Source organism: Variovorax sp. CAN15 (genome assembly GCF_030462475.1).
Classification (GTDB): Bacteria; Pseudomonadota; Gammaproteobacteria; order Burkholderiales; family Burkholderiaceae_C; genus Variovorax.
On sequence record NZ_JASMRZ010000081.1, the window covers coordinates 1 to 22,025 of the forward strand.

22 protein-coding genes and 1 pseudogene are annotated in these 22,025 nt (G+C 67.9%); 17 read left to right on the forward strand and 6 right to left on the reverse strand.

All coding sequences use genetic code 11. From position 1 onward, the window contains the following. Positions 1 to 158: 158 nt before the first annotated feature. A complete protein-coding gene (locus QMO14_RS28320) occupies positions 159 to 779 on the forward strand; it encodes a pyridoxamine 5'-phosphate oxidase family protein (RefSeq protein ID WP_301511265.1) in 621 nt (206 codons plus the stop codon). A 91-nt stretch (positions 780 to 870) separates the two neighbouring features. Here QMO14_RS28320 and QMO14_RS28325 read toward each other — a convergent pair whose 3' ends face one another. Next, the gene (locus QMO14_RS28325) at positions 871 to 1,032 is read right to left on the reverse strand and encodes an HHHH-motif protein (RefSeq protein WP_019652590.1); all 162 of its coding nucleotides are present in this window, start codon (positions 1,030 to 1,032) and stop codon (positions 871 to 873) included. 383 nt (positions 1,033 to 1,415) lie between these two features. Between QMO14_RS28325 and QMO14_RS28330 the strand changes: the two genes are divergently transcribed. The 9 genes from QMO14_RS28330 (at position 1,416) to QMO14_RS28370 (ending at position 12,144) form a co-directional block, all read left to right on the forward strand. Beyond that, entirely contained in the window at positions 1,416 to 2,291 is an 876-nt protein-coding gene (locus QMO14_RS28330; protein WP_301511269.1) for a CmcJ/NvfI family oxidoreductase, read from the forward strand. Between the two features lie 143 nt (positions 2,292 to 2,434). Further along, the gene (locus tag QMO14_RS28335; protein WP_301511271.1) at positions 2,435 to 3,667 is read left to right on the forward strand and encodes a multidrug effflux MFS transporter; all 1,233 of its coding nucleotides are present in this window, start codon (positions 2,435 to 2,437) and stop codon (positions 3,665 to 3,667) included. Next, positions 3,667 to 5,136: an MFS transporter gene (locus tag QMO14_RS28340; protein ID WP_301511272.1), complete on the forward strand. Its 1,470-nt coding sequence runs from the start codon at positions 3,667 to 3,669 to the stop codon at positions 5,134 to 5,136. The genes QMO14_RS28335 and QMO14_RS28340 overlap by 1 nt, the downstream gene beginning before the upstream one ends. 20 nt (positions 5,137 to 5,156) lie before the next feature. Beyond that, positions 5,157 to 5,828, forward strand: coding sequence for a paraquat-inducible protein A (locus tag QMO14_RS28345; RefSeq protein ID WP_301511274.1), 672 nt, complete (start codon positions 5,157 to 5,159; stop codon positions 5,826 to 5,828). 104 nt (positions 5,829 to 5,932) lie between these two features. After that, positions 5,933 to 6,604 carry a paraquat-inducible protein A gene (locus QMO14_RS28350; RefSeq protein ID WP_301511296.1) on the forward strand — a complete coding sequence of 224 codons (672 nt, stop codon included), beginning with the start codon at positions 5,933 to 5,935 and terminating at the stop codon, positions 6,602 to 6,604. Beyond that, positions 6,601 to 8,271 carry an intermembrane transport protein PqiB gene (locus QMO14_RS28355; RefSeq protein ID WP_301511275.1) on the forward strand — a complete coding sequence of 557 codons (1,671 nt, stop codon included), beginning with the start codon at positions 6,601 to 6,603 and terminating at the stop codon, positions 8,269 to 8,271. Before QMO14_RS28350 ends, QMO14_RS28355 begins: the two co-directional genes overlap by 4 nt. Next, entirely contained in the window at positions 8,268 to 8,891 is a 624-nt protein-coding gene (locus tag QMO14_RS28360; RefSeq protein ID WP_301511277.1) for a membrane integrity-associated transporter subunit PqiC, read from the forward strand. Before QMO14_RS28355 ends, QMO14_RS28360 begins: the two co-directional genes overlap by 4 nt. A 147-nt stretch (positions 8,892 to 9,038) precedes the next feature. Further along, complete coding sequence (locus QMO14_RS28365; RefSeq protein ID WP_301511278.1) at positions 9,039 to 10,649, forward strand: MFS transporter; 1,611 nt, start codon at positions 9,039 to 9,041, stop codon at positions 10,647 to 10,649. Between the two features lie 13 nt (positions 10,650 to 10,662). Continuing rightward, complete coding sequence (locus tag QMO14_RS28370; RefSeq protein WP_301511280.1) at positions 10,663 to 12,144, forward strand: NAD(P)/FAD-dependent oxidoreductase; 1,482 nt, start codon at positions 10,663 to 10,665, stop codon at positions 12,142 to 12,144. On the opposite strand, the gene QMO14_RS28375 is transcribed toward QMO14_RS28370, so the two are convergent. Then, positions 12,141 to 12,668: an HD domain-containing protein gene (locus QMO14_RS28375; protein ID WP_301511282.1), complete on the reverse strand. Its 528-nt coding sequence runs from the start codon at positions 12,666 to 12,668 to the stop codon at positions 12,141 to 12,143. The genes QMO14_RS28370 and QMO14_RS28375 overlap by 4 nt on opposite strands. Positions 12,669 to 12,885: 217 nt before the next feature. On the opposite strand from QMO14_RS28375, the gene QMO14_RS28380 reads away from it, so the two are divergent. After that, the gene (locus tag QMO14_RS28380; protein WP_301511284.1) at positions 12,886 to 13,362 is read left to right on the forward strand and encodes a VOC family protein; all 477 of its coding nucleotides are present in this window, start codon (positions 12,886 to 12,888) and stop codon (positions 13,360 to 13,362) included. Positions 13,363 to 13,384: 22 nt separating this feature from the next. On the opposite strand, the gene QMO14_RS28385 is transcribed toward QMO14_RS28380, so the two are convergent. From QMO14_RS28385 to QMO14_RS28400, 4 genes are all read right to left on the reverse strand, one after another. Continuing rightward, positions 13,385 to 14,821 (reverse strand): MATE family efflux transporter, encoded by a 1,437-nt coding sequence (locus QMO14_RS28385; protein WP_301511286.1) that lies wholly within the window; start codon positions 14,819 to 14,821, stop codon positions 13,385 to 13,387. After that, positions 14,818 to 15,390 carry a DUF2239 family protein gene (locus tag QMO14_RS28390; RefSeq protein ID WP_301511289.1) on the reverse strand — a complete coding sequence of 191 codons (573 nt, stop codon included), beginning with the start codon at positions 15,388 to 15,390 and terminating at the stop codon, positions 14,818 to 14,820. Before QMO14_RS28390 ends, QMO14_RS28385 begins: the two co-directional genes overlap by 4 nt. Before the next feature lie 104 nt (positions 15,391 to 15,494). Continuing rightward, on the reverse strand, positions 15,495 to 15,857 hold the full coding sequence (locus QMO14_RS28395; RefSeq protein WP_301511290.1) for a GIY-YIG nuclease family protein: 363 nt from the start codon (positions 15,855 to 15,857) through the stop codon (positions 15,495 to 15,497). Positions 15,858 to 15,914: 57 nt separating this feature from the next. Then, on the reverse strand, positions 15,915 to 16,595 hold the full coding sequence (locus tag QMO14_RS28400) for a hypothetical protein (protein ID WP_367618176.1): 681 nt from the start codon (positions 16,593 to 16,595) through the stop codon (positions 15,915 to 15,917). A gap of 204 nt (positions 16,596 to 16,799) precedes the next feature. Here QMO14_RS28400 and QMO14_RS28405 point away from each other — a divergent pair, with 204 nt between their 5' ends. The 6 genes and pseudogenes from QMO14_RS28405 to QMO14_RS28430 form a co-directional block, all read left to right on the forward strand. After that, positions 16,800 to 17,594, forward strand: a complete 795-nt coding sequence (locus tag QMO14_RS28405) for a response regulator transcription factor (RefSeq protein WP_301511291.1) — start codon at positions 16,800 to 16,802, stop codon at positions 17,592 to 17,594. Between the two features lie 8 nt (positions 17,595 to 17,602). Continuing rightward, on the forward strand, positions 17,603 to 18,586 hold the full coding sequence (locus QMO14_RS28410; RefSeq protein ID WP_301511292.1) for a sensor histidine kinase: 984 nt from the start codon (positions 17,603 to 17,605) through the stop codon (positions 18,584 to 18,586). Between the two features lie 81 nt (positions 18,587 to 18,667). Further along, positions 18,668 to 21,043 carry a Tex family protein gene (locus QMO14_RS28415; protein ID WP_301511293.1) on the forward strand — a complete coding sequence of 792 codons (2,376 nt, stop codon included), beginning with the start codon at positions 18,668 to 18,670 and terminating at the stop codon, positions 21,041 to 21,043. A 64-nt stretch (positions 21,044 to 21,107) separates the two neighbouring features. Continuing rightward, positions 21,108 to 21,365: a type II toxin-antitoxin system Phd/YefM family antitoxin gene (locus QMO14_RS28420; RefSeq protein ID WP_301511294.1), complete on the forward strand. Its 258-nt coding sequence runs from the start codon at positions 21,108 to 21,110 to the stop codon at positions 21,363 to 21,365. A 7-nt stretch (positions 21,366 to 21,372) separates the two neighbouring features. Then, the gene (locus tag QMO14_RS28425; protein ID WP_301511295.1) at positions 21,373 to 21,786 is read left to right on the forward strand and encodes a type II toxin-antitoxin system VapC family toxin; all 414 of its coding nucleotides are present in this window, start codon (positions 21,373 to 21,375) and stop codon (positions 21,784 to 21,786) included. Further along, positions 21,783 to 22,025, forward strand: a pseudogene (locus QMO14_RS28430) (phospholipase); the annotation flags it as partial. The gene QMO14_RS28425 and the pseudogene QMO14_RS28430, both read left to right, overlap by 4 nt.

Here is a 22,025-nt window from a genome sequence, read left to right on the forward strand (position 1 = left end):
CTCCCGCGAGTTCGTGCAGAACGTCTACATGCGGGTGGTCGAGAAGGATGCGGCCGGGCGCTTCGTCAATCGCGAGTTCCGCCGCTGCTCGCTCTGGCGGCGCTGGGCTGCGGCTGGAGCGCTTCGCCACAATCGACCACCATCCAGCAAGGAAGTACATGACGACCGACAACGCCATCGACACCATCGCCCAGCTCGAAGCCCTGTTCGGCAGGCCCGCCGAGGCCTCGCTGAAGAAGGAGGTGCCTTATCTGCACCCGAGCTACCAGGCGCTGATTGCCGCGTCCCCCTTCGCGGTGCTCGCCACCATCGGCCCGGGCGGGCTGGACGCTTCGCCTCGCGGTGATCCGCCGGGCTTCGTCGCGGTGCAGGACGAGAAGACGCTGCTCATGCCCGAGCGGCGCGGCAACAACCGCATCGACAGCCTGCGCAACATCGTGGCCGACCCGCGCGTGGCGCTGCTTTTCCTGATTCCGGGCGTGGGCGAGACGCTGCGGGTGAACGGCCGGGCGCGGATCTCGGTCGAGCCGGCGCTGCTGGAGCGCTTCGCCATGGAGGGCAAGCCGCCGCAATGCGTGATCCGCGTCACGGTGGAGACGGTGTTCTTCCAGTGCGCCCGGGCGATCCAGCGCTCGAAGCTGTGGGCACCGCTGCCGGCGGATGCGAAGCGCGAGGTGCCGACGCCCGGCGCCATCCTGTCGGCGCTGACCGAAGCGGCCTTCGACGGCGAGACCTACGACCGGGAACTGCCGGCACGGCAACGGGCGACGCTGTACTGAGCGCGCAGCGGGTCACCCAAACGAGAAAAGCCCGCTGAAGCGGGCTTTTCTCTGCGATCGGCGGACCGGCCCCTGCCGGCCCATGGCCCGGTCAGCGCACCCAGTGGCAGACGCGGTGGTGATGCCGCGCGTCCCACTTGCACACCTTGTGCTTGTGGTGGTGGCGCGGTGCCGCCGAGGCGATGCTGGGAGCCAGCATGGCGAGACCGGCGAAGGCGAGGACACTGGAGAGGATGAGTTGCTTGGTCTTCATGGCATTCTTTCTGAGCAAAGACATCGATCGAGGAATTGCGTCGTTCAACGAGCGCTCCTGTAAAACGTTCCGGTCAACATTCAGATGACACTTGTTGCCTGTTGATCGCGAGAAATCGCACATCGCCTCGCACATCGCCTCCCATATCGCGGGTCCTGGCCGGCGTGAGGCGGCTGTCGTGGGCGATGCGCTTTTCGATCGCCTGCAGGAACCCCGCGTCCTGCGAGCGCGGCACATGCAGTGAAGCCGGTGCCGCGTCAAGCGCGACAGTGCACCACCTGCCGTCGGATATGGTTATCCCCTTTGCGTCGTTCCGTGCGCCAGGGCAGGGGTATAGCCTCTGCTCTCGATTGCAGAGGAACCGTTTAGAGGAGTCACGTCGCATGAGCGTTGGGTCCAATGGGCAGATGCTGGCCGCCAACCTGCCTTCGGTGGAGGCCGAACTCAATTACCTGAAGGCGGGCCAGGGCCGGCCCGTGAGCTACACATTCGAGCCGCCGCCGGGCACGCCATGGGAAACCGGCGAGCTGGAGGCGCGGCGCGTGAGCATCCGCGACGGCCGCCCGCTGGTCGCGCTGAACGAGCTCACGCTCGACCGCAGCGGCTTCACGCAGATCTCGCACCGAAGCGTGCTCGCCGATTTCTCGCAGGAGGCCGCGATCCGCGACATCTACTACCGCGAGTCCGAAGCGCTGCTGCGCGACGTGACGGGGGCCGAGAAGGTCCTGATCTTCGACCATACGCTGCGCGACAGCGCGCAAGGCTCGCGCCGCAAGGCCGAACTGCGCGAGCCGGTGCGCCGCGTGCACAACGACCAGACGTTCGTCTCCGCGCCGCGCCGCGTGCGCGATCACCTGCCGCCCGAGGAAGCCGAGGAGCGCCTGAAGAACCGCTTCGCGATCGTCAACCTGTGGCGCCCGCTGGCCACGGTGGAGCGCCTGCCGCTCGCGCTGTGCGATGCGCGCTCCATTTCGCCGAAGGACCTGGTGCCCAGCGATCTGGTCTATCCCGACAAGGTGGGCGAGATTTACTCCTTCACCTGGAACCCGGAGCACCAGTGGTACTGGTTTCCGAGGCTTCGGCCCGACGAGGCGCTGCTGCTGAAGATCCATGACTCGCTGGAGCAGGGCGTGGCGCGCTACACCGCGCATACCGCCTTCGAGGACCCGACCGGCTCGCAGGAGGCGCCGCCGCGGCGCAGCATCGAGCTGCGCGCGCTGGTGTTCTGGCCCGCGGGCAAGCCGCCGCAGGGCAAGTAGCAAGACGAGACAGCGCATCCTCGCGCCGTTCTACAGCCCCGCAGCCGCGCGATTCTTTGGCGGGAATTAGCAAGGGCGGGGCGTGTGCCCCGTCACAGACCCCACGCCTGCAGCGATCGCCGCGCTTCGCGACAATCGCTGCAATGCGTTCTTCCCCCTTCTTCAAGATGGCCCTGCTGCTGGGCCTGCTCTCGGCCATCGGGCCATTCGCCATCGACATGTACCTGCCGGCGCTGCCGGCCATCGGACAGAGCCTGCACGCCGACATCGGCTCGGTGCAGATGAGCCTCACGGCTTTTTTTCTCTCGCTCGGCGCGGGGCAACTGCTCTACGGACCGGTCTCCGACATGGTGGGCCGCAAGCCGCCGCTGTACGCGGGGCTGCTGCTGTTCGCACTCGCCAGCATCGGCTGCGCGCTGGCGACCGACATCCAGACGCTGATCGTGCTGCGCTTCATCCAGGGCCTGGGCGCCGCCGCCGGCATGGCGATTCCGCGCGCGGTGGTGCGCGACCTGCACACGGGCACCGACGCCGCGCGGCTGATGTCGCTACTGATGCTGGTGTTCAGCGTGTCGCCGATCCTCGCGCCGCTGGCGGGCAGCGCCGTCATCGCTTTTTCCGGCTGGCGCGGCGTGTTCTGGGCCGTGACCGTCGCAGCCGTGGCGGGCCTCGCCATGATGGTGAAGCTGCTCGACGAAACGCGTCCGGCATCGGAGCGCGTCGAGAGCAGCCTGGGCAGCGCGCTCTCGGCCTACTGGCTGCTGCTGCGCGACACCCACTACCTCGGGCTGGTGTTCATCGGCAGCTTCGCGATGGCGGGCTTCTTCACCTACCTCGCGAACTCGTCGTTCGTGATGATCGACCACTACGGCCTTTCGCCCGCGCTCTACAGCGTGGCCTTCGGCGTGAACGCGGCCGCCTTCATCGGCGCCTCGCAGTTCACCGGCGCGCTGGGCGAGCGCTACGGGCTGGTCAAGCTCGTCAAGTTCGGCGTGGTGTGCTGCGGTGCGGCGATGATCGCGATGTTCATCTACTTCGCGATGGGCGGCGACAGCATCTGGGTGCTCATCGTCCTGTACTTCATCGCCTCGGGCTTCATGGGCCTGGTGATTCCGACCACCGGCGTGCTCGCGCTCGAGATGCACGGCGCGATCGCAGGCACCGCCTCGGCGCTGCTGGGCACGCTGCAGATGCTCACGGGTGCGCTGGCGATGGCGGTGGTGGGCCTGTTCACCGATGGCAGGCCGCTGCCGATGGTGGCCGGCATGGCCGGCGGCGCGCTCATCGCGCTGGTGCTGACCTGGCTCACGCTGGGCGGCGTGCGCTCCGAACCCACGGGCAAGGCAGGAAAGACAGGAAGGACACAGCAAGCCTGATGAACACGCTACGCGCAGGCGCCGCGCTCCCGGCCGCCGAAGACAACGACAACGGCGGCAACGCTGGGCCCCGGCCCATCGACGGGCTGGCGCAGCCGGAGCGCGGCTGGGCGATGCTGGTCATCATCCTCGGGCTGATCGTGGCGGTGCTCGACGGCACCATCGTCAATCTGGCGCTGCCGGGCATCGCGCGCGAGCTCAACGCCAGTGCGTCGCAGTCGATCTGGGTGGTCAACGCCTATCAAATCGCCACGCTGGTCATGCTGCTGCCGCTGGCCTCGCTGGGCGACCTCGTCGGCTACCGGCGCGTGTACCTGGTGGGCATGGCGGTGTTCACGCTGTCGTCGATGGCCGCCACCTTCGCCAACTCGCTGGGCACGCTGATCGCGGCACGCGCGTTCCAGGGCTTGGGCGCGGCGGGCATCATGAGCGTGAACGCGGCGCTGGTGCGACTCACGTACCCGTCGTCGCAACTGGGCAAGGGCATGGCGATCAACTCGCTGGTGGTGGCCACCTCGTCGGTGGCGGGGCCGTCGGTCGCGGCGGCCATCCTGTCGGTGGCTTCCTGGCCCTGGCTCTTCGCCATCAACGTGCCGCTGGGCCTCGTCACCTTCGCGCTGGGCATGAAGGCGCTGCCTTTCAACCGCGTGCCGCCGGCCGCGGGCCTGCGCTTCTCGCCGGTCGACGTGGCGCTGAACGTGCTGATGTTCTCGCTGGTGTTCCTGGGCGTGGACCGGCTGGGCGTGCGCGAGGGCTCGGTGCAGGGCGGCGGCTCGCAGGCTTCGGCATGGGCGATCCTGCTGGCCGGGCTGGTGGTCGGCTTCATCTACCTGCGTCGCCAGCGCAAGGAAGCGGTGCCGCTCTTTCCCATCGACCTGCTGCGCATTCCGGTGTTCGCGCTGTCGATGAGCACATCGGTGGCTGCGTTCTGCGCGCAGATGCTGGCCTACATCGCGCTGCCTTTCCTGCTGCTGGAGGTGTACGGGCGCAGCCACATCGAGGCGGGGCTGCTCATCACGGCCTGGCCGCTGGCCATCGTGGTGATGGCGCCCATCGCGGGCAAGCTCATCGGCCGCTACCCCGACGGGCTGCTGGGCGGCATCGGGCTGGGCCTGCTGGCCACGGGCCTGGCGCTGCTGGCGGCGCTGCCGGCGCATCCGGGCAACGCCGACATCGCCTGGCGCATGGCGCTGTGCGGGCTCGGCTTCGGGCTGTTCCAGTCGCCGAACAACCACACCATCGTGACTTCGCCGCCGGCGCACCGCAGTGGTGCGGCCAGCGGCATGCTGGGCACGGCCCGGCTCACCGGGCAGACGCTGGGCGCCGTGGTGCTGGCGGGCGTCTTCAGCTTCTGGAGCCCGCACGGCGGCCACGGGCCGGTGGTGGCGCTGGTGCTGGCCGCCAGCTTTGCCGCGGTGGCGGCGGTTTTCAGCAGCCTGCGGCTCAAGACGACAAGCCACGGCGGCTGAATGAGTTAGGGTACTCACCCATGACGGAAGTACCTGAAACCGTGGTTTGCCCGGGTTGCGATGCGGTCTACGGCCGCACGCCCCTGCGCCCGCGCGACGTGGCGCATTGCCCGCGCTGCGGCACCGAGCTCGACCGGCACCCGGGGCAGCAGCAGCGCCGCATCCTCCCGCTGACGGTGGCCTGTCTCATCATGTTCGCCATCGCGAACCTGTTTCCCATCGTCGAGATCGAGCTGCAGGGCCTGCGCAGCCAGACCACGCTGGCCGGCGCGGTGGTGGCGCTGAGCGCCGAGGGCATGTCGGTGGTGGCGCTGCTGGTGCTGGCCACGACCATCCTCTTTCCCTTTCTTCAGCTGTGCATCCTGGCGTACCTGCTGGTTCCGCTGAGCCGCGAACACCGGCCCGTGGGCTTCGCGCTGCTGGTTCGGGCGATGCAGTCGCTGCGGCCCTGGGGAATGATCGAGGTGTTCCTGCTCGGCGTTCTCGTGGCCATCGTCAAGCTTTCGAGCATGGCGACCGTGGTGCCCGGGCCGGCGCTGTGGGCCTTCGTGGCGCTCACGGTGATGCTGACGGCGGTGCTGTCGTTCGATCCGGGCTCGTTCTGGGAAATGGCGTTCCGGCCGAAGGGCGAGGAGGTCGGCGATGACCTTGGCGGCGAACCTGGCGAAGGAAAAGGCGGGGCATCGGCATGAAGCCGCTGGGCCGCGTCCGCCAGCGCCTCGGGAGCCTCGCGGCTTACGGTGACCATTACCACCGCGAACATGAAGAGGACGCGCAGGTTCCCACCGCCGCGTCAATGGGCTGCATGGCGTGCCGCCACTGCGGCGCCGTCTGGAAGGACGCGGAGGAGGGCGACGCCTGCGGCCGCTGCGGCACGCACCTGCACACGCGCAAGCCGCAGAGCCTGAAGCTCACCTGGGCCTTCCTGATCGCGGCCTGCATGATGTACATCCCGGCCAACCTGCTGCCGGTGATGATCACGCGCACGCTGTTCGGCACGCAGAACGACACCATCCTGAGCGGCGTGATCTATTTCTGGGTGTCGGGTGCCTACGGGCTGGCCGCCATCGTCTTCATCGCGAGCTTCCTGGTGCCGCTGTTCAAGCTGGCGGTGCTGCTGCTGCTCGTGGTGCTGGCGCAGCGCGGCAGCACATGGCGGCGGCGCGAGCGGGCCAAGCTCTATCACATCATCGAGATCATCGGCCGCTGGTCGATGCTCGACGTGTTCGTGGTGTCGCTGCTGACCGGGCTGGTGCAGATCCAGGGCTTCGCGGTCATCACCGCGGGCGTGGGCATCGCGGCCTTCGGATCGGTGGTGGTGCTGACCATGCTGGCCTCGCTGAGCTTCGACCCGAAGCTCACCTGGGACAGCCGGGAAGACCAGGCCATCCTGCGGGACGACCAGGAAGCCGCACGGCACGAGCAGCATCTGCAGGGACATGAGAAAAGGGACGAGAAACCAGCATGAGTGAAGACGACCGACCCCAAGACGACCCGGCGCCATCCGCCCGGCCCGGCACCACAGGCCAGCCCCCGCTGCCCAAGCCGCGCGTGGTGCGCCGGCGCGAATGGCTGCCGTCGCTGATCTGGCTCATTCCCATCGTGGCGGCGCTCGTCGGCATCACGCTGGTTGCCCGCATCCTGCTGGAGCGCGGTCCCGAGGTGGTGCTGACCTTCAAGACAGCCGAAGGCCTGGAGGCCGGCAAGACGGCCGTCAAGTACAAGGACGTGCAGATCGGCCTTGTCACCAGCCTGCGCCTGGCGCGCGACCGCTCGCACGTGCGCGTGCTGGTGCAGTTCAACAAGGACGCGCAGGGCTTCACCGCGGAAGACTCGCGCTTCTGGGTGGTGCGCCCGAGGCTGGACACCTCTGGCATCTCGGGGCTCAACACGCTGCTGTCGGGCGCCTACATCGGGGCCGACGCGGGCGTGTCGAAGGAAACGGCGGGCGAGTTCACCGGCCTGGAGAGCCCGCCCATCGTCACGCGCGACGACTCGGGCAAGCAGTTCCTGCTGCGCGCCAACGACGTCGGCTCGCTCGATGTCGGCTCGCCCGTCTATTTCAGGCGCATCAAGGTCGGGCAGGTGGCGGCCTACGAGCTCGACGGCGACGGGCGCGGCGTGACGCTGCGCGTCTTCATCAATGCGCCCTACGACAAGTTCGTGGGCATGAACACGCGCTTCTGGCAGGCCAGCGGCATCGACGCGCAGCTCAGCGCCAGCGGCTTCACCCTGCGCACGCAGTCGCTGGCCACCATCCTGCTCGGCGGCATCGCCTTCCGCGCGCCCGAGGACGCCATGGGCCCTGCGGCGACCGAGAACGCCTCTTTCGCGCTGGCGCAGGACGAATCCACCGCCATGAAGGAGCCCGACGGGCCTTCGCAGACCCTGCTGATGTACTTCAACCAGTCGCTGCGCGGCCTGGCGCCGGGCGCGCCGGTCGATTTCCGCGGCGTGGTGATCGGCGAGGTGAAGTCGATCGGCGTGGAGTTCGACCGCGCCGAGCGCGAGTTCCGCATGCCGGTGCTGGTGCAGGTCTACCCCGACCGCCTGCGCCGCCGCGCGGGCGAGAGCGGCACCGAGTCGCGCTTCAGCCAGCAGGAGCGGCTGCGCTTCCTGGCCGAGAAGGGCCTGCGCGCGCAGCTGCGCAACGGCAACCTGCTGACGGGCCAGGTCTACGTGGCACTCGACTTCTTCCCGAAGGCGCCGCTGGCGAAGATCGACCTGTCGAAGAACCCGATCGAGCTGCCCACCGTACCCAACAGCCTCGACGAGATCCAGTCGCAGGTGCAGGAGATCGCGACCAAGCTCAACAAGGTGCCCTACGAGCAGATCGCGTCCGACCTGCGTACCACGCTCGCCACGCTCAACAAGACGCTCACGGCCGCCGAGCAGACGGTCAAGCGCATCAACAACGACGTCACGCCCGAGTTGGCCGCGGCCATGAAGGACGTGCGCAAGACCGTGAACACGGCCGAGCGCACGCTGGCCGACGATTCGCCGCTGCAGCAGGACATGCGCCAGACGCTGCAGGAGCTCACGCGGGCCGCCGGCTCGGTGCGCGTGCTGACCGACTACCTCGAGCGCCACCCCGAGTCGCTGCTGCGCGGCAAACCGGATGACAACAAGAAATGAAGCTGAAACACCTCGCCTACCTGGCCGCGACGCTGGTCGCGCTCTCGGGCTGCGCCAGCAAGCCCGACAACTACTACACGCTGGCGAGCCCTGTGGCCGCCGCCGACGCGGCGCCCTCGACGCTCGGCGGCTCCGCGCCGGTCTACATCGAGCTCGCGCCGGTCGCCGTGCCCGAGCGTCTGGCTCGGCCGCAGATGGTGGTGCGCCGGCCCGACGGCAGCGTGCAGGTCGATGTGCTGGAGCAGCACCGTTGGGCTTCGTCCTTCGAGAACGAACTGCGCGACGCGCTGGCCAGCGGCATTGCCGGGCGGCTCGGCGCGCTCGACGTGACCAAGGGCGGCCGGCAGGGGTCGCTGCCGGTGTGGCGCATCGCGGTGCAGCTGCGGCAGTTCGATGCGGTGGACGGCGCTCGCGTGGACGCGAGCTTCACCTGGACGCTGCGGCGCTCCGACGAGGCGCGCACGGTGATCTGCCAGCTGAGCCTGGGTGAGCCTGTAGGCAGCGGCATGGACGCGCTGGCGCAGGGCGCGCAGCGCGTGACATCGGCCGCGGCCGCCGCGATGGCGCGCAGCGTGAGCGCGGCGCGGGCGAATCCGTCGGCGACCGCCTGCGCAATCTGATTCTTTCTCCCTCCCCCGTTGGGGGAGGGCGGGGTGGGGGCACGGCAGCGCCGAATGAAGCATGGCGTATCGTGCGGGGCAGCCCCCATCCCAACCTTCCCCAGAGAGGGAAGGAGCAGGACCGGAATCCGACAAGAAGGAGACCCCATGGCACAAATCGGCAAGGCGCCCTGCGACGAGACGCTGATTCTTCATGGCCTGCATCGCGCGCGCTCGGGAGCGGGCGAGGAAACCGGATGTCCTGAACCCGCCAGGCCATGGGTGCTGGCAGCGGCCATCGTCGGCTCGAGCATGGCCTTCATCGACGGCACCGTGGTCAATGTCGCGCTGCCGGCCATCCAGTCCGACCTGCGCGCCACGGCCTTCCAGGCGCAATGGGTGGTCGAGTCCTATGCCTTGCTGCTGGCGGCGCTGCTGCTGGTGGGCGGGGCGTTGGGCGATCACTACGGGCGCAGGCGCATGTTCGCGATCGGCGTCGGCATCTTCGCGCTGTCTTCCGTGGCGTGCGCGCTCGCGGCCGACGTGCAGCAGCTCATCGCCGCGCGGGCGGTGCAGGGTGTCGGCGGCGCGCTGCTGGTGCCGGGCAGCCTGGCGCTCATCAGCGCGGCCTATCCGCAGAAGGAACGCGGCAAGGCCATCGGCACCTGGTCGGGCTTCAGCGGCATCACGGGGGCGGTGGGGCCGGTGCTGGGCGGCTTCCTGGTCGATCATTTCTCGTGGACCTGGGCCTTCCTCATCAATGTGCCTATGGCGCTGCTGGTGCTGTGGATCGTGTGGCGCCATGTGCCCGAAAGCCGCGGCGCCTCCGCCAGCGGCGGGCTCGACCTGTGGGGCGCGCTGCTGGCGACAGCCGGGCTCGGCGGCATCGTCTACGCCTTCATCGAGGCACCGACGCAGGGCTGGGGTTCGGCGGCGGTGCTTTGCGCGCTGGCCATCGGGGTACTGGGCAGCGTGGCCTTCTTCTTCGCGGAGCAGAGGGCGCGCACGCCGATGCTGCCGCTTCAGCTGCTGCGCATCGGCAACTTCAGCGGCGCCAACCTGCTGACGCTGCTGCTCTACGCGGCGCTGGGCGGCGGGCTGTATTTCTTTCCGCTCAACCTGATCCAGGTCCAGGGCTACTCCGCCACGGTGGCCGGCGCGGCGCTGCTGCCTTTCATCTTCATCATGTTCGCGCTCTCGGGCTGGGCCGGGCAGTTGGTCGACCGCTTCGGGCCGCGCATGCCGCTGGTGATCGGACCAGCCATCGCCGCCGTGGGGTTCGCGTTGTTCGCGCTGCCGGGCGTGGGTGCGAGCTACTGGAGCGGCTTCCTGCCGGCCGTGGTGGTGCTTGGCTTCGGCATGACGGTGACGGTCGCGCCGCTGACGACCACCGTGATGAACGCGGTGGGCGCCGAACTGGCGGGCGTGGCCTCGGGCGTGAACAACGCGGTGTCGCGCGCGGCGGCGGTGTTGGCGATCGCGGTGTTCGGCGCGATCATGGCCTGGGCCTTCGACACGGCGCTGGCCGGCCATCTGCGCGAGATGGGCGCGTCGGCGCAACTGGCGGCGTTTCTCGAAGGCGAGCGCAGCAAGCTGGCGGGCGCGGCGATTCCTCCGGGGGTGGACGCGGCCACCGCTGCGGCGGTGAAGCGGGCGGTGGCCGAATCCTTCGTCGCGGGCTTTCGCTGGGTGATGCTGTCGAGCGCGGCGCTGGCCATGCTCAGTGCATTGAGCGCGTGGCTGATGATCAGCAGCGCAGGCACGGACGACAAGAAGTGAAAGGAGACAACCGATGCGGGAAGAGAGCGAGGAACAGCAGCACTTCGACGTGCTGGTCGTCGGCGCCGGGCTCTCCGGCATCGGTGCCGGCTACCACCTGCAGAAGCACTGCCCGGGCCGCAGCTACGCGATCCTCGAAGGGCGCGAGCGCAGCGGCGGCACCTGGGACCTGTTCCGTTATCCGGGCGTGCGTTCGGACTCCGACATGTACACGCTGGGCTACTCGTTCCGGCCGTGGACGCAGGCGAAATCCATCGCGCACGGGCCGTCGATCCTGAGTTACCTGCGCGAGACGGCGGCGCAGCACGGCATCGACCGCAAGATCCGCTTCAACCACCGCGTGGTGCGCGCCTCGTGGTCGACGCCCGATGCCTGCTGGAGCGTGGACGTGGAGCGCGGACCCGAGCGCTTTCCGCTGCGCCTGCGCTGCAACTTTCTCTTCCTGTGCAGCGGCTACTACAGGTACGACGCGGGCTACACGCCCGACTTCGCGGGCATCGCCGACTACACGGGCCGCATCGTTCATCCGCAGCACTGGCCCGAGGACCTGGACTACAGCGGAAAGCGCGTGGTCGTCATCGGCAGCGGCGCGACGGCGATGACGCTGGTGCCCGCGATGGCGAAGACTGCCGGGCACGTGACGCTGCTGCAGCGTTCGCCCACGTACGTCGTCGCGCGCCCGGCGCAGGACCCGATCGCGCGCAGGCTGCGCCGCATCTTCCCGGCCGGGCTGGCCTACGGCCTCACGCGCTGGAAGAACGTACTGCTGTCGATGTACTTCTTCCGCCTCGCGCGGCGCAAGCCCGACTACGCGAAGAAGATGATCCTCGGCGGCGTGCGGCAGGCGCTGGGTCCCGACTACGACGTCGCCACGCATTTCACGCCGCGCTACAACCCGTGGGACCAGCGCCTGTGCCTGGTGCCCGACGGCGACCTGTTCGCGGCCATCAACGCGGGGCGGGCCTCGATGGTCACTGATCATGTCGAAAGCTTCACGCCGCGCGGCATCAGGCTGAAGTCGGGCACGGATCTGGAGGCGGACGTGGTCGTCACCGCCACCGGGCTCGAGCTGGAAGTGCTCGGTGGCGTGCAGGTGGAGGTGGACGGCCGCCGCCTGGATCCGGCCGCAACCTTCAACTACAAGGGCCTGATGTTCAGCGACGTGCCCAACCTGGCTTCGTCTTTCGGCTACACGAACGCGTCGTGGACGCTCCGGAGCGACCTGACCTGCGCCTACGTCTGCCGCGTGCTCAACCACATGGAGAAGCACGGCTGGAGCCAATGCACGCCGCGCAACGCCGGCCCGGCGCTGGCGCCCGAGCCCTGGCTCGACTTCTCCTCGGGCTACGTGCAGCGCTCGATCTGCAAGTTTCCGAAGCAGGGCTCGCGCGCGCCGTGGCGGGTGTACCAGAACTACGCGCGCGATCTGCTGAGCCTGCGCTTCGGCTCGGTGGCGGACGGGGTAATGGAGTTCTCGAACCGGCGTGCCCGCTAGCTGGCGGGAGGCGCGTGCGCGGGAGAGAGCAGGGTGTCGAGCTCCGCCCATAGCGGATCGCATTGCCCGGCCCTGAACGCGGCGGCCCTGAAGGCCGGATGCTCGCCGTGGTACGTGTCCCAAAGCGCGCGATGGCCGTCGGCCACGCAGGCGCGCACATTGGCCAGCCGATCGGCGGCCTTCACCAGCAGGGCCAGTTCCTCGTCTCCCTTGACCTGCGCGAGCGCGGCGTAGGTCCTGGCCTTGCGCTCCTTGCGGTTGGCGCCGGGCGCGTCGGTCAGCAGCTCGACGCAGGCGGCGACGAGTCCACCGAAGCGCAAGCGCACGTCGGCCACGGTGGCGGCCGTGTCCTCGACCACGTCGTGCAGGTAGCCGACCACGCGTGCCCGGTCGCCGTAGGGCTGGAGCAGGGCGGCGACGGCGTCCAGGTGGTGCACGTAGGGATGCGTGCCGTATTTCTGGTCGCCATGCATCTCGACGGCGTAGGCGCGGGCGGCCTCGGGTGTGGATGAAGTACTCGTCATTCGGCGTCCTTTGTTTTTCCATTCTGCCTACCAGCGGCCGCTGGCCCTCGGCACCGAGCCGGTCGAATTCACGAAGAAGGCGGGCGGGCGCTCCGACAAGGGCTCCTATCGCATCGCCTGACAACTTCCCACTGACAGGCATTGCACGGGTTGACAGGCAGCGGCGCACGCTTCGATACTGAACCTCAAGGTTCATCATCACATCAAGGAGACCCCTATGCAGAAGATCGTTCCCTGCCTCTGGTTCGACACCAACGCAGAAGAGGCGCTGAATTTCTACAGCAGCATCTTCCCGAACTCCCGCGTCACCGACAGGCTGCTGTGGGGCGACGCCAACCCCGAGCGCAAGGGCTCGCTGCTCACCGCGACCTTCGAGCTCGACGGGCAGGAGTTCATGGTTCTCAACGGCGGCCCGCAGTACAAGTTCAACCCGGCCATCTCGATGTTCGTGCCGTGCGAGACGCAGGCCGACGTCGACTACTACTGGGACAGGCTGCTCGAAGGCGGCGGCCAGCCGGTGCAGTGCGGCTGGCTCACCGACCGCTACGGCGTGTCGTGGCAGGTCGCGCCCAAGGCCATGATCCGCATGTTCCAGGACAAGGACCAGGCCAAGGCCAACCGCGCGATGCAGGCCATGATGAAGATGGTCAAGCTCGATCTCGCCGAGGCGCAGCGGGCCTTCGAGGGCAAGTAGAAGGGCGCGCCGGGCGCGGCAGCTACACCAGCCGGTGGATCGACTTCTTGCGCCATACCAGTTGGTAGTACGCGGTCTGCAGCAACAGCATCGCGCCGAAGGTCACCGGATAGGCGACCCAGACCCCGTCGAGCCCGATGCGATGGCTCATGGCCCAGGCCACCGGAACTTCCACGCCGAGGATGCAGAAGATCGAGATCAGCGTGGGCACCAGCACCGACCCGCTGGCGCGCATGATCCCCGACAGCGCCGACGCCATGCCGAAGACCACCAGGCTCCAGAGCATGATGTGCAGCAGCGTCTGGGCGATCTCGATCACCGGCGCGCTGGTGATGAAGAAGCCCATGAGCGCGCGCGAGAACAGGTAGCCCAGCAGCACCAGACCGCCGGTCAGCACGAGGTTCATCAGCAGCGCCGTCTTCGCGATGGCGCCGAGCCGGTTGGCGCGGCCCGCGCCGATGGCCTGCGCGCCGAGGATCGACGCTGTGATGGCGATCGAGATCGCCGGGAACTGCACGTACGCCACCACCTGGTTCACCGCGCCATAGGCCGCCGTGGCGTTGGAGCCGAAGCCGTTGACCATCGACAGCAGCACCACCTCGGCCAGAGCCACCACGATCATCTGCACGCCCGTGGGCACGCCGATGCGCAGCACGGCCTTCAGCAGGTGCGGCTGGATGCGCAGGTTGCGCATGAATTCCGCGTCGGGCGCGAGCGGACTCTTCTGCTGGCGCAGCCGAAAGCCGAGCCAGGTGGTCGCCACGATGAAGGACAGCACCGACGCCCAAGCGCCGCTCGCCACGCCGAGTTGTGGAAGACCGCCCCAGCCACGGATGAGCGCGGGCGTGACCACCAGGCCGATCAGCGTGGAGATCAGCAGCGTGAAGAGCGGCGTGACGGTATCGCCCACGCCGCGCAGCATCGCGGTGGCGAGCAGGAACAGGAACACGCCCGGCATCGCGATCAGCATGATGCGGGCATAGCGCGTGGAGTCGGCCAGCACGTCGGGCGGCGTGCCCAGCGCGGCCAGCATGGGCGTGGTGAAGGCGCCGCCGAACACCGCGATGACCAGCCCCATCAGCACGCCGACAGTGAGCGTGGTGCCCGCCACCGCCTTGGCCTTGGCGGCGTCGCGCGCGCCCCAGGCCTGGCCGATGAGCACCGAGGCGCCGGCGCCCAGGCCGATGATGAAGGCGATGAAGAAGAACATCACCGGGAAGAAGCTCGACACCGCCGCGAGCGCGCCGACGCCGAGCATCTGGCCCACGTACACGTTGTTGAGCGTGCCGGAGAGCGACTGGAGGATGTTGCTGAGCAACATCGGCGCGAGGAAGAAGAGAAAGACCTTCCACAGGGGGCGCGGCGCGTTGGCCGGCGCCACGGGCACGCCTTGCAGGCCGCTCTGGCCGGCACCCGGGCCGGTGCCGCCGGTGCCGGTCGTCTCGCCTGTCGTTCTCATCGATGAATCCAGCCTGCGGCCGCGAGTTTCTGCAGATGGGCGCGCACGTCGACGGGCCAGGGTTCGACCAGATTGGCGAAGCGCTGCTCCTCGCCCGCGAAGAGCGCGCGGGTGGCTTCCTCGAATCCGGGCAGGTTGCCCGCGATCGCGGTCATGAAGCGGTAGGCCGCCTCCTGGGCGGCGCGCACGGCGTCGCGCTCGGCGTTCACGCGGCGCGCATCTTCCACCAGTTTGCGCAGCGCGACCGATGCGCCGCCGGGCTGGCGGCCAAGCCAGTCCCAGTGGCGGGGCAGCAGCGTGATTTCGCGCGCGACCACACCGAGCTTCGGGCGGCCCACGCCGCGCGGGGCTTCATCGCGATGCGGCTCTGCTTCGGGGTCGCGAAGCTCGGGCGGGAGTTCGCGCATGTCGAGGTCGAGCTGGGTGCCGGTCTGGTCGTCGAACACGAGATAGGGGCCGGGATCGTCACGGCGGCTCAACTGCTCGAGCACTTCGGTCTTGCTGCCATGTGCGACGCGCTGGAAGCCGAAGAACACTGTCAGGGTGGTTGCGGGGGTGTCGGAAGACATTCGGGTGTTTAGTTCCTGGGAGTACCAAGCGAAACGAGGTGAGTAATCTACTCGCTGCCGCGCTTCGGTGCGCGCCATCTCGCTGCCATGTGTCGCGCATGCGCTCAGGGTGTGTTGTAGCCGTTCGCGCCGAAGCATTGAAGCTCTTCCTGCCAGAGCGAAAGAAGCCTTTCGAGTTCGGCCTTGCGATCGAAGGCGGGGTCTTCGCGCTCCTTGACGCGGTCGACCACCTCGAAGCTGAAATGGCCGGCGCCTTGCGCGATCCAGTCCCGCATGAGCGCCTTGTTGCGATGGGAGTGCATGTTCAGCTCGAAGCGGGTGCGGTTCATCGCGCCTTCGACGTCGAGGCTGCCGGCCACGTAGACGCGACCGCCGAGCTTGTTGCGAATCGTGTAGACCCCCGCGGGGCGCGGGGTTTCCTTGTATTGCCGGCTCAGGGCACGGCGAGTTTCCGGTGACGGGTTCATGGCTCAAATATTACCCGGGTTAAATGCCGCTTGCAATACGCCCGGGTAAAAATGAAGTCAACTTTCCCTGAACCGCCTCCAGCCACGAACCAGGCGCCTGTTCAGCGCACGCACCGTCCGCCAAGGGCGGCTCTGGCGAACGAAGTCGAGTAGGCGGTCCTTCCAGGCCTTCCATCGCGGGTACCAGAGGGCAAACCAGGGGATGCGCATCAGCGGCCCTTCGACCAGCTGGAAGATCCGCGCGACGATGGCCGTACCCGCCAGCTTCGCCAGCACCAGCACCGCGAGGGCGCTGGCGGCGTGGCCGCGGCCGAAGAGAAAGAGCGCCAGCACTTTCACGGGCAGCAGCAAGAGCACCGGCACGAAGAAAGCCAGCAGTGCCCCCCATGGCGGCAGCCGGCGCAGCCGGGCCTCGAGCGCGGCCCAGAAGGGAAGTCGGGACAGCCGCGCGGCAAGTGCCGCAAGAGGCTCCCAGCCCCATTCCTCGAAGAGCAGCAGCGCAACGATGAGCGCGGTGCCTATGGCGCGGAACAGGGCGCGCAATACGCGCAGCAGGCGCGCGAGAAATGTCATTGCGCAAGAGTAAGGCAAGGCGGGCGCAGCGGGCCGCCTCGGCATCAACTGAGAGTGCGCGACACGGATTCGAATGCCGAATGTCAGCCGAAATACTGCTTCCGACCCTTGAAGCCAGCGGAAAGAAGCCGCGTTTGGGTAGAGCCAGGCTATGGCAAAAGGCATGTCGGACTGCCTCCGTCAAGGGCCCGCCGAACAGGTGTTACATGTGATCCCCAAAGGAAAAGTACTACTTTTGCTTGACATGAGTAGTCAATCGCAACAACATGCAACTAAGGTAATCAAAAAAGCTGAAAGTCAAAATCTGAGTAGAAATGAATTAACTTTTGGAAACGAACAAGATGATCTAGTTGTCACAAAGGGGCTGAAATGGAAAGCGATCTCGAGATTTCGTTGACAGATTCAAGCAACTCGGCTAGGAAGTATTCCAATCCTGGCCAGTTCGGCGGACTCCTTTCACCGTCCGCGGATACCCTCCCATGGCCCGACTTCCTGACCGGGCAACAAACCAAGCCGGTGCGCGTGCTGCTCGTCGACGACGACCCTTTCGTGCGCCGCGTCATCGCACAGGAATTGCTGGGCGACCTGCGCATCCAGCTCGAGGGTCAGGCCGGCACTCTGCGCGAAGGACGGCGGCTGCTGATGCAGCACGAGTTCGACGTGCTCATGGTCGACATCCGCCTGGGAGACGGCAGCGGCTTCGAGCTGATCGAGGAGGCCAAGCGCCATCGCAGCGCGGCCGAGATCATCGTCATTTCCGCCCTCGAGGACGAACCCCAGGTGCTGCATGCCTTCGAGCTCGGCGCCTCCGGCTACCTGGTCAAGAACGCGTGGTTCCAGAGCTATGCACAGGCCGTGCTGCAGGTGGTCAATGGCGGTGCCGCCATCACCCCTCGGTTGGCCCGCCGGCTGCTCGTACACCTCGATCACAAGCGCTCCAACGTGAATCCCGTGCGCCCGCCGGACAGCAAGGCGACGTTATCCGCAAGGGAGCGTGAAGTGTTGCGACTTGTAGCGACGGGCTACGTAACCGAAGAGATCGCATTGCAGCTGACGATCAGTGCACAGACGGTAAACGCGCACGTCAAAAACATCTACCGCAAGCTGCACGCCCACACCCGGGCGCAGGCCGTGAGCTTCGCCTCCCATCGGGGACTTCTCTAGGCCATGCCATGCTTGCGCCGCAGGTCCTTCAGATTCCGCACCTTCTGGAAGACCAGTTTGTGTGGCTCTCCATCGCTGCCTGGTGCGTGCTGCTGGCATGGCTGCGCCAGCAGATCTCGCGCCGCAGGCTCCTGGCATGGACTGCGCTCGCGGGCGCGCTGCACCTGACACCGGTCGCCGCGCAGGCGATCTGGGCCGGATCAGCCATACCCCTCACCGCCGGCGACATGCCGGTCGCCTATTGGGCCCTTGAGGCGGTCAACGTGCTGGTGCTCGCCATGGTCGTGGGCATCTGGTACGTCTCGCGGCGGCACACCCCCCATTCGATTCAGGCCGAGGCCGTGATGGCCGAACGCCGCCGCATCGCCAGCGACCTCCACGACGGCGTCGGCTCCAGGCTGGTGGCGCTGCTGGCCAGCCAGGACCCGAAATCCGGCGGCCCCGGCAGCCTCTCGATGGCGCTGCAGGCCTGCCTGCTCGAATTGCAGATGACGGTGGACGACCTCGACGACCAGGGCGACAGCACCGTCGTGGAGCGGCTGGGCCATCTGCGCTACCGGCTGCGGCCCGCGTTCGAGCGCATGGGCATCACCTTCGAATGGAGCGTTGCGGCCGAGACCGAAAGCTTCCCGATGCCGGCGGAGACCGCGTCTCAGGTCTGCCGCGTGGCGCAGGAAGCCTTGTCGAACGCCTTGCGCCATTCCCGCGCCAGCCGTGTCGAACTGCGGGTTGCGCCGCAGGAGCACGGCCGGGCGATGGTGCTCGAAGTGTGCGACAACGGCGCAGGGCTGGGCCAGCCGGGACCCGCCGGCCACTTGGGCAAGGGACTGCGCAGCATGCATTCGCGCGCCCAGGTGATCGGCGCCAAACTCGACATCGGCCCTGCCGCGCCGCACGGCCTGTGCGTACGGCTGGTCGTACCCTGCGGGCCGACGGCGGCGGCCGCGCAGCCGTCGCCCGGGGCCGGGGCGGAAAGCCAAAGCATGCTGTAACAAGCCCGCCGGGTTACCCGGGGCGGATGCCGTCCTCGCCTATGGCAAACTCCCGCGCTTTGCCAGGGACGCGCTCAAGACATGCAGAAAATCATTCGCCAGCTCGCCGTCGAGATCAAGGTCGGCGAGAACCAGGTGAAGGCCGCCGTCGAACTGCTCGACGGAGGCGCCACGGTTCCGTTCATCGCCCGCTACCGCAAGGAAGCCACCGATGGCCTCGACGACACGCAGCTGCGCGAACTTGAAGCGCGTCTTTCCTACCTGCGCGAGCTCGAAGACCGCCGCGTGGCCGTGCTCAAGGCCATCGACGAGCAGGGCAAGCTGACCCCCGAGTTGCGCGCCGCCATCGAGCTGGCGCCCACCAAGCAGGAACTGGAAGACCTCTACCTGCCGTTCAAGCAGAAGCGCCGCACCAAGGGCCAGATCGCCCGCGAATTCGGCATCGAGCCGCTGGCCGACAAGCTGCTGGCCGACCCCACGCTCGACCCCGCCGTGGAAGCCAAGGCTTTCCTGCAGCCCGCCACCGCGCTCGACGACGGCAAGCCGGGCCCCGATTTCTCCACCGTGCCGCTCGTGCTCGACGGCGTGCGCGACATCCTCTCCGAGCGCTGGGCCGAAGACGCCGCGCTGGTGCAGAGCCTGCGCGAATGGCTCTGGAGCGAAGGCCTGCTGCGTTCCAGCCTGATGGCCGGCAAGGACGAGAACAACGCCGACGTCGCCAAGTTCCGCGACTACTTCGAGTACGACGAGCCCATCGGCCGCGTGCCCTCGCACCGCGCGCTGGCCGTGTTCCGCGGCCGCGCGCTCGAGATCCTCGACGCCAAGCTGGTGCTGCCCGTGGAGCCCGAGCCGGGCAAGCCCAGCATCGCCGAAGGCCGCATTGCGCTTCACCTGGGCTGGAGCCATTCGGGCCGCCCGGCCGACGACCTGATCCGCAAGTGCGTGGCCTGGACCTGGCGCGTGAAGCTGGCGCTGTCCACCGAGCGCGACCTGTTCACCCGCCTGCGCGAAGACGCCGAGAAGGTCGCCATCAAGGTGTTCGCCGACAACCTGCGCGACCTGCTGCTGGCCGCGCCAGCCGGCCCGCGCGTGGTGATGGGCCTGGACCCCGGCATCCGCACCGGCGTGAAGGTGGCCGTGGTCGACTCCACCGGCAAGCTGGTCGAGACCGCCACCGTGTTCCCGCACGAGCCGCGCAAGGACTGGGAAGGCTCCCTGCACACCCTGGGCAAGCTGTGCGCCAAGCACGGCGTGAACCTGCTCGCCATCGGCAACGGCACCGCCAGCCGCGAAACCGACAAGCTGGCCGCCGACCTCATCAAGCTGCTGGCCAAGATGGCCGCGCAGGCCGGCGCGCCCGAGCTGAAGGTCGACAAGGTGGTCGTGAGCGAAGCCGGTGCCTCGGTGTACTCCGCCAGCGAATTCGCCTCGCAGGAAATGCCCGACGTGGACGTGAGCCTGCGCGGTGCCGCCTCCATCGCGCGCCGCCTGCAGGACCCGCTGGCCGAGCTCGTGAAGATCGACCCCAAGAGCATCGGCGTGGGCCAGTACCAGCACGACGTGAACCAGAGCGAGCTTGCCCGCACCCTGCAGGCCGTGGTGGAAGACTGCGTGAACTCGGTGGGCGTCGACCTCAACACCGCCAGCGTGCCGCTGCTCAGCCGTGTGTCGGGCCTGTCTTCGAGCGTGGCGAAGGCGGTGGTGCGCTGGCGCGAAGCCAACGGCGCCTTCTCCACCCGCAAGCAGCTGCTCGACGTGACCGGCTTCGGCCCCAAGGCTTTCGAACAAAGCGCGGGCTTCCTGCGCATCCGCGGCGGCGCCGACCCGCTGGACATCACCGGCGTGCACCCCGAAACCTATCCGCTGGTCGAGCAGATCATCGTCAAGACCGGCAAGCCCATCGCCGAGCTGATGGGCCGCGCCGACATGCTCAAGACGCTGAAGCCCGAGCTCTTCGCCAACGAGAAGTTCGGCGTCATCACCGTCAAGGACATCCTGGGCGAACTCGAGAAGCCCGGCCGCGACCCGCGCCCCGACTTCAAGGTGGCGCGCTTCAACGACGGCGTGGAAGACATCGCCGACCTGAAGGAGGGCATGGTGCTCGAAGGCACCGTGAGCAACGTGGCCCAGTTCGGCGCCTTCGTCGACCTCGGCGTGCACCAGGACGGCCTGGTCCACGTGAGCCAGCTCAGCCACAAGTTCGTGAACGACGCGCGCGAGGTCGTGAAGACCGGCGACATCGTCAAGGTCAAGGTGATGGAAGTGGACGTGGCGCGCAAGCGCATCGGCCTGTCGATGAAGCTCGACGCCGCCCCGGCCCGCCGAGACGGCCCGCGAGACAACCGCTTTGAGGGCGCAGGACGCGGCCAGCAGCAGCACGGCCGCCGCGACAACTCGCCGCAGCCGTCCGGCCAGATGGCCAATGCCTTTGCCAAGCTGCAGGGGCTTCGCAAGTAGGGCCTGCCAAGCGGTCGCCCACCCATTAAACTAGTCATCTAACTAGTTGAATGGGTGGTCTGCCATGAAAACCTGGCCAGTACAGGACGCCAAGGCGCGTTTCAGCGAATTTCTCGAGGCTTGTCTGGTCGACGGGCCACAGATGGTGACAAAGCGCGGCGCCGAAGCTGCCGTGCTCGTTCCGGCTGCGGAATGGCGGCGCCTGCACGCCACCGCCAAGCCCTCGCTCAAGGATCTGCTGCTTTCGGCAGAAGCCCGCACCGAATTCCTGGTTCCGCAGCGCGGCAACGCGCGCAGGCGCCGCATCGCGCCGATGCGCTGAGGCCGGCATGTATTTGCTGGACACGAACGTTGTTTCCGAACTTCGCAGGCCCCGCCCGCATGGCGCGGTGCTCGCGTGGATCGCTCCCATCCCGGACAGCGACCTGCATCTTTCCGCGGTGACGCTCGGAGAGATCCAGGCCGGCATCGAACTCACGCGCGAGCAGGACGCAGCCAAGGCCGACGAGATCGAGCAATGGGCGGCAATGGTTGCCGCGTCGTACAACGTGCTGCCGATGGATGCGGAAACCTTCAGGCTCTGGGCGAAGCTGATGCATCGCAGTTCGGACACGCTGTACGAGGACGCGATGATCGCGGCTACCGCCAGGCAGCACGCGCTGACCGTGGTGACCCGCAACGTCAGCGACTTCGCCGGGTTCGGTGTCGAGGTGCTGAACCCATTCGAGCAGGCGAAAGCATGAAAGCCCTGCGCATCTACGCCGGCCCCGCGGCCCGCAAGCACATCGAGCAGTACGGCCTGCGCCCGCAGGACGTGCGCACCATTCCCGGCGCGGCCGGCGGGCCGAAGGGGCTGATCCTGGGGCCGCTGGACCGGTTCATCTTCGGGCGCTGGCTGCCGCAGTCGAGCCAGCAGGTGCACCTGGTGGGCGCGTCGATCGGCGCGTGGCGGCTGTCGACGGCCTGCCTGTCGGACCCCGAT

Coding starts and splice junctions, on each gene's coding strand:
- QMO14_RS28375 (WP_301511282.1), bottom strand. CDS start 12,668: ATGACGAGTACTTCATCCACACCCGAGGCCGCCCGCGCCTACGCCGTC.
- QMO14_RS28330 (WP_301511269.1), top strand. CDS start 1,416: ATGAGCGTTGGGTCCAATGGGCAGATGCTGGCCGCCAACCTGCCTTCG.
- QMO14_RS28415 (WP_301511293.1), top strand. CDS start 18,668: ATGCAGAAAATCATTCGCCAGCTCGCCGTCGAGATCAAGGTCGGCGAG.
- QMO14_RS28385 (WP_301511286.1), bottom strand. CDS start 14,821: ATGAGAACGACAGGCGAGACGACCGGCACCGGCGGCACCGGCCCGGGT.
- QMO14_RS28420 (WP_301511294.1), top strand. CDS start 21,108: ATGAAAACCTGGCCAGTACAGGACGCCAAGGCGCGTTTCAGCGAATTT.
- QMO14_RS28390 (WP_301511289.1), bottom strand. CDS start 15,390: ATGTCTTCCGACACCCCCGCAACCACCCTGACAGTGTTCTTCGGCTTC.
- QMO14_RS28335 (WP_301511271.1), top strand. CDS start 2,435: ATGCGTTCTTCCCCCTTCTTCAAGATGGCCCTGCTGCTGGGCCTGCTC.
- QMO14_RS28380 (WP_301511284.1), top strand. CDS start 12,886: ATGCAGAAGATCGTTCCCTGCCTCTGGTTCGACACCAACGCAGAAGAG.
- QMO14_RS28360 (WP_301511277.1), top strand. CDS start 8,268: ATGAAGCTGAAACACCTCGCCTACCTGGCCGCGACGCTGGTCGCGCTC.
- QMO14_RS28320 (WP_301511265.1), top strand. CDS start 159: ATGACGACCGACAACGCCATCGACACCATCGCCCAGCTCGAAGCCCTG.
- QMO14_RS28425 (WP_301511295.1), top strand. CDS start 21,373: ATGTATTTGCTGGACACGAACGTTGTTTCCGAACTTCGCAGGCCCCGC.
- QMO14_RS28340 (WP_301511272.1), top strand. CDS start 3,667: ATGAACACGCTACGCGCAGGCGCCGCGCTCCCGGCCGCCGAAGACAAC.
- QMO14_RS28355 (WP_301511275.1), top strand. CDS start 6,601: ATGAGTGAAGACGACCGACCCCAAGACGACCCGGCGCCATCCGCCCGG.
- QMO14_RS28395 (WP_301511290.1), bottom strand. CDS start 15,857: ATGAACCCGTCACCGGAAACTCGCCGTGCCCTGAGCCGGCAATACAAG.
- QMO14_RS28405 (WP_301511291.1), top strand. CDS start 16,800: ATGGAAAGCGATCTCGAGATTTCGTTGACAGATTCAAGCAACTCGGCT.
- QMO14_RS28325 (WP_019652590.1), bottom strand. CDS start 1,032: ATGAAGACCAAGCAACTCATCCTCTCCAGTGTCCTCGCCTTCGCCGGT.
- QMO14_RS28410 (WP_301511292.1), top strand. CDS start 17,603: ATGCTTGCGCCGCAGGTCCTTCAGATTCCGCACCTTCTGGAAGACCAG.
- QMO14_RS28350 (WP_301511296.1), top strand. CDS start 5,933: ATGGGCTGCATGGCGTGCCGCCACTGCGGCGCCGTCTGGAAGGACGCG.
- QMO14_RS28345 (WP_301511274.1), top strand. CDS start 5,157: ATGACGGAAGTACCTGAAACCGTGGTTTGCCCGGGTTGCGATGCGGTC.
- QMO14_RS28365 (WP_301511278.1), top strand. CDS start 9,039: ATGGCACAAATCGGCAAGGCGCCCTGCGACGAGACGCTGATTCTTCAT.
- QMO14_RS28370 (WP_301511280.1), top strand. CDS start 10,663: ATGCGGGAAGAGAGCGAGGAACAGCAGCACTTCGACGTGCTGGTCGTC.
- QMO14_RS28400 (WP_367618176.1), bottom strand. CDS start 16,595: ATGCCTTTTGCCATAGCCTGGCTCTACCCAAACGCGGCTTCTTTCCGC.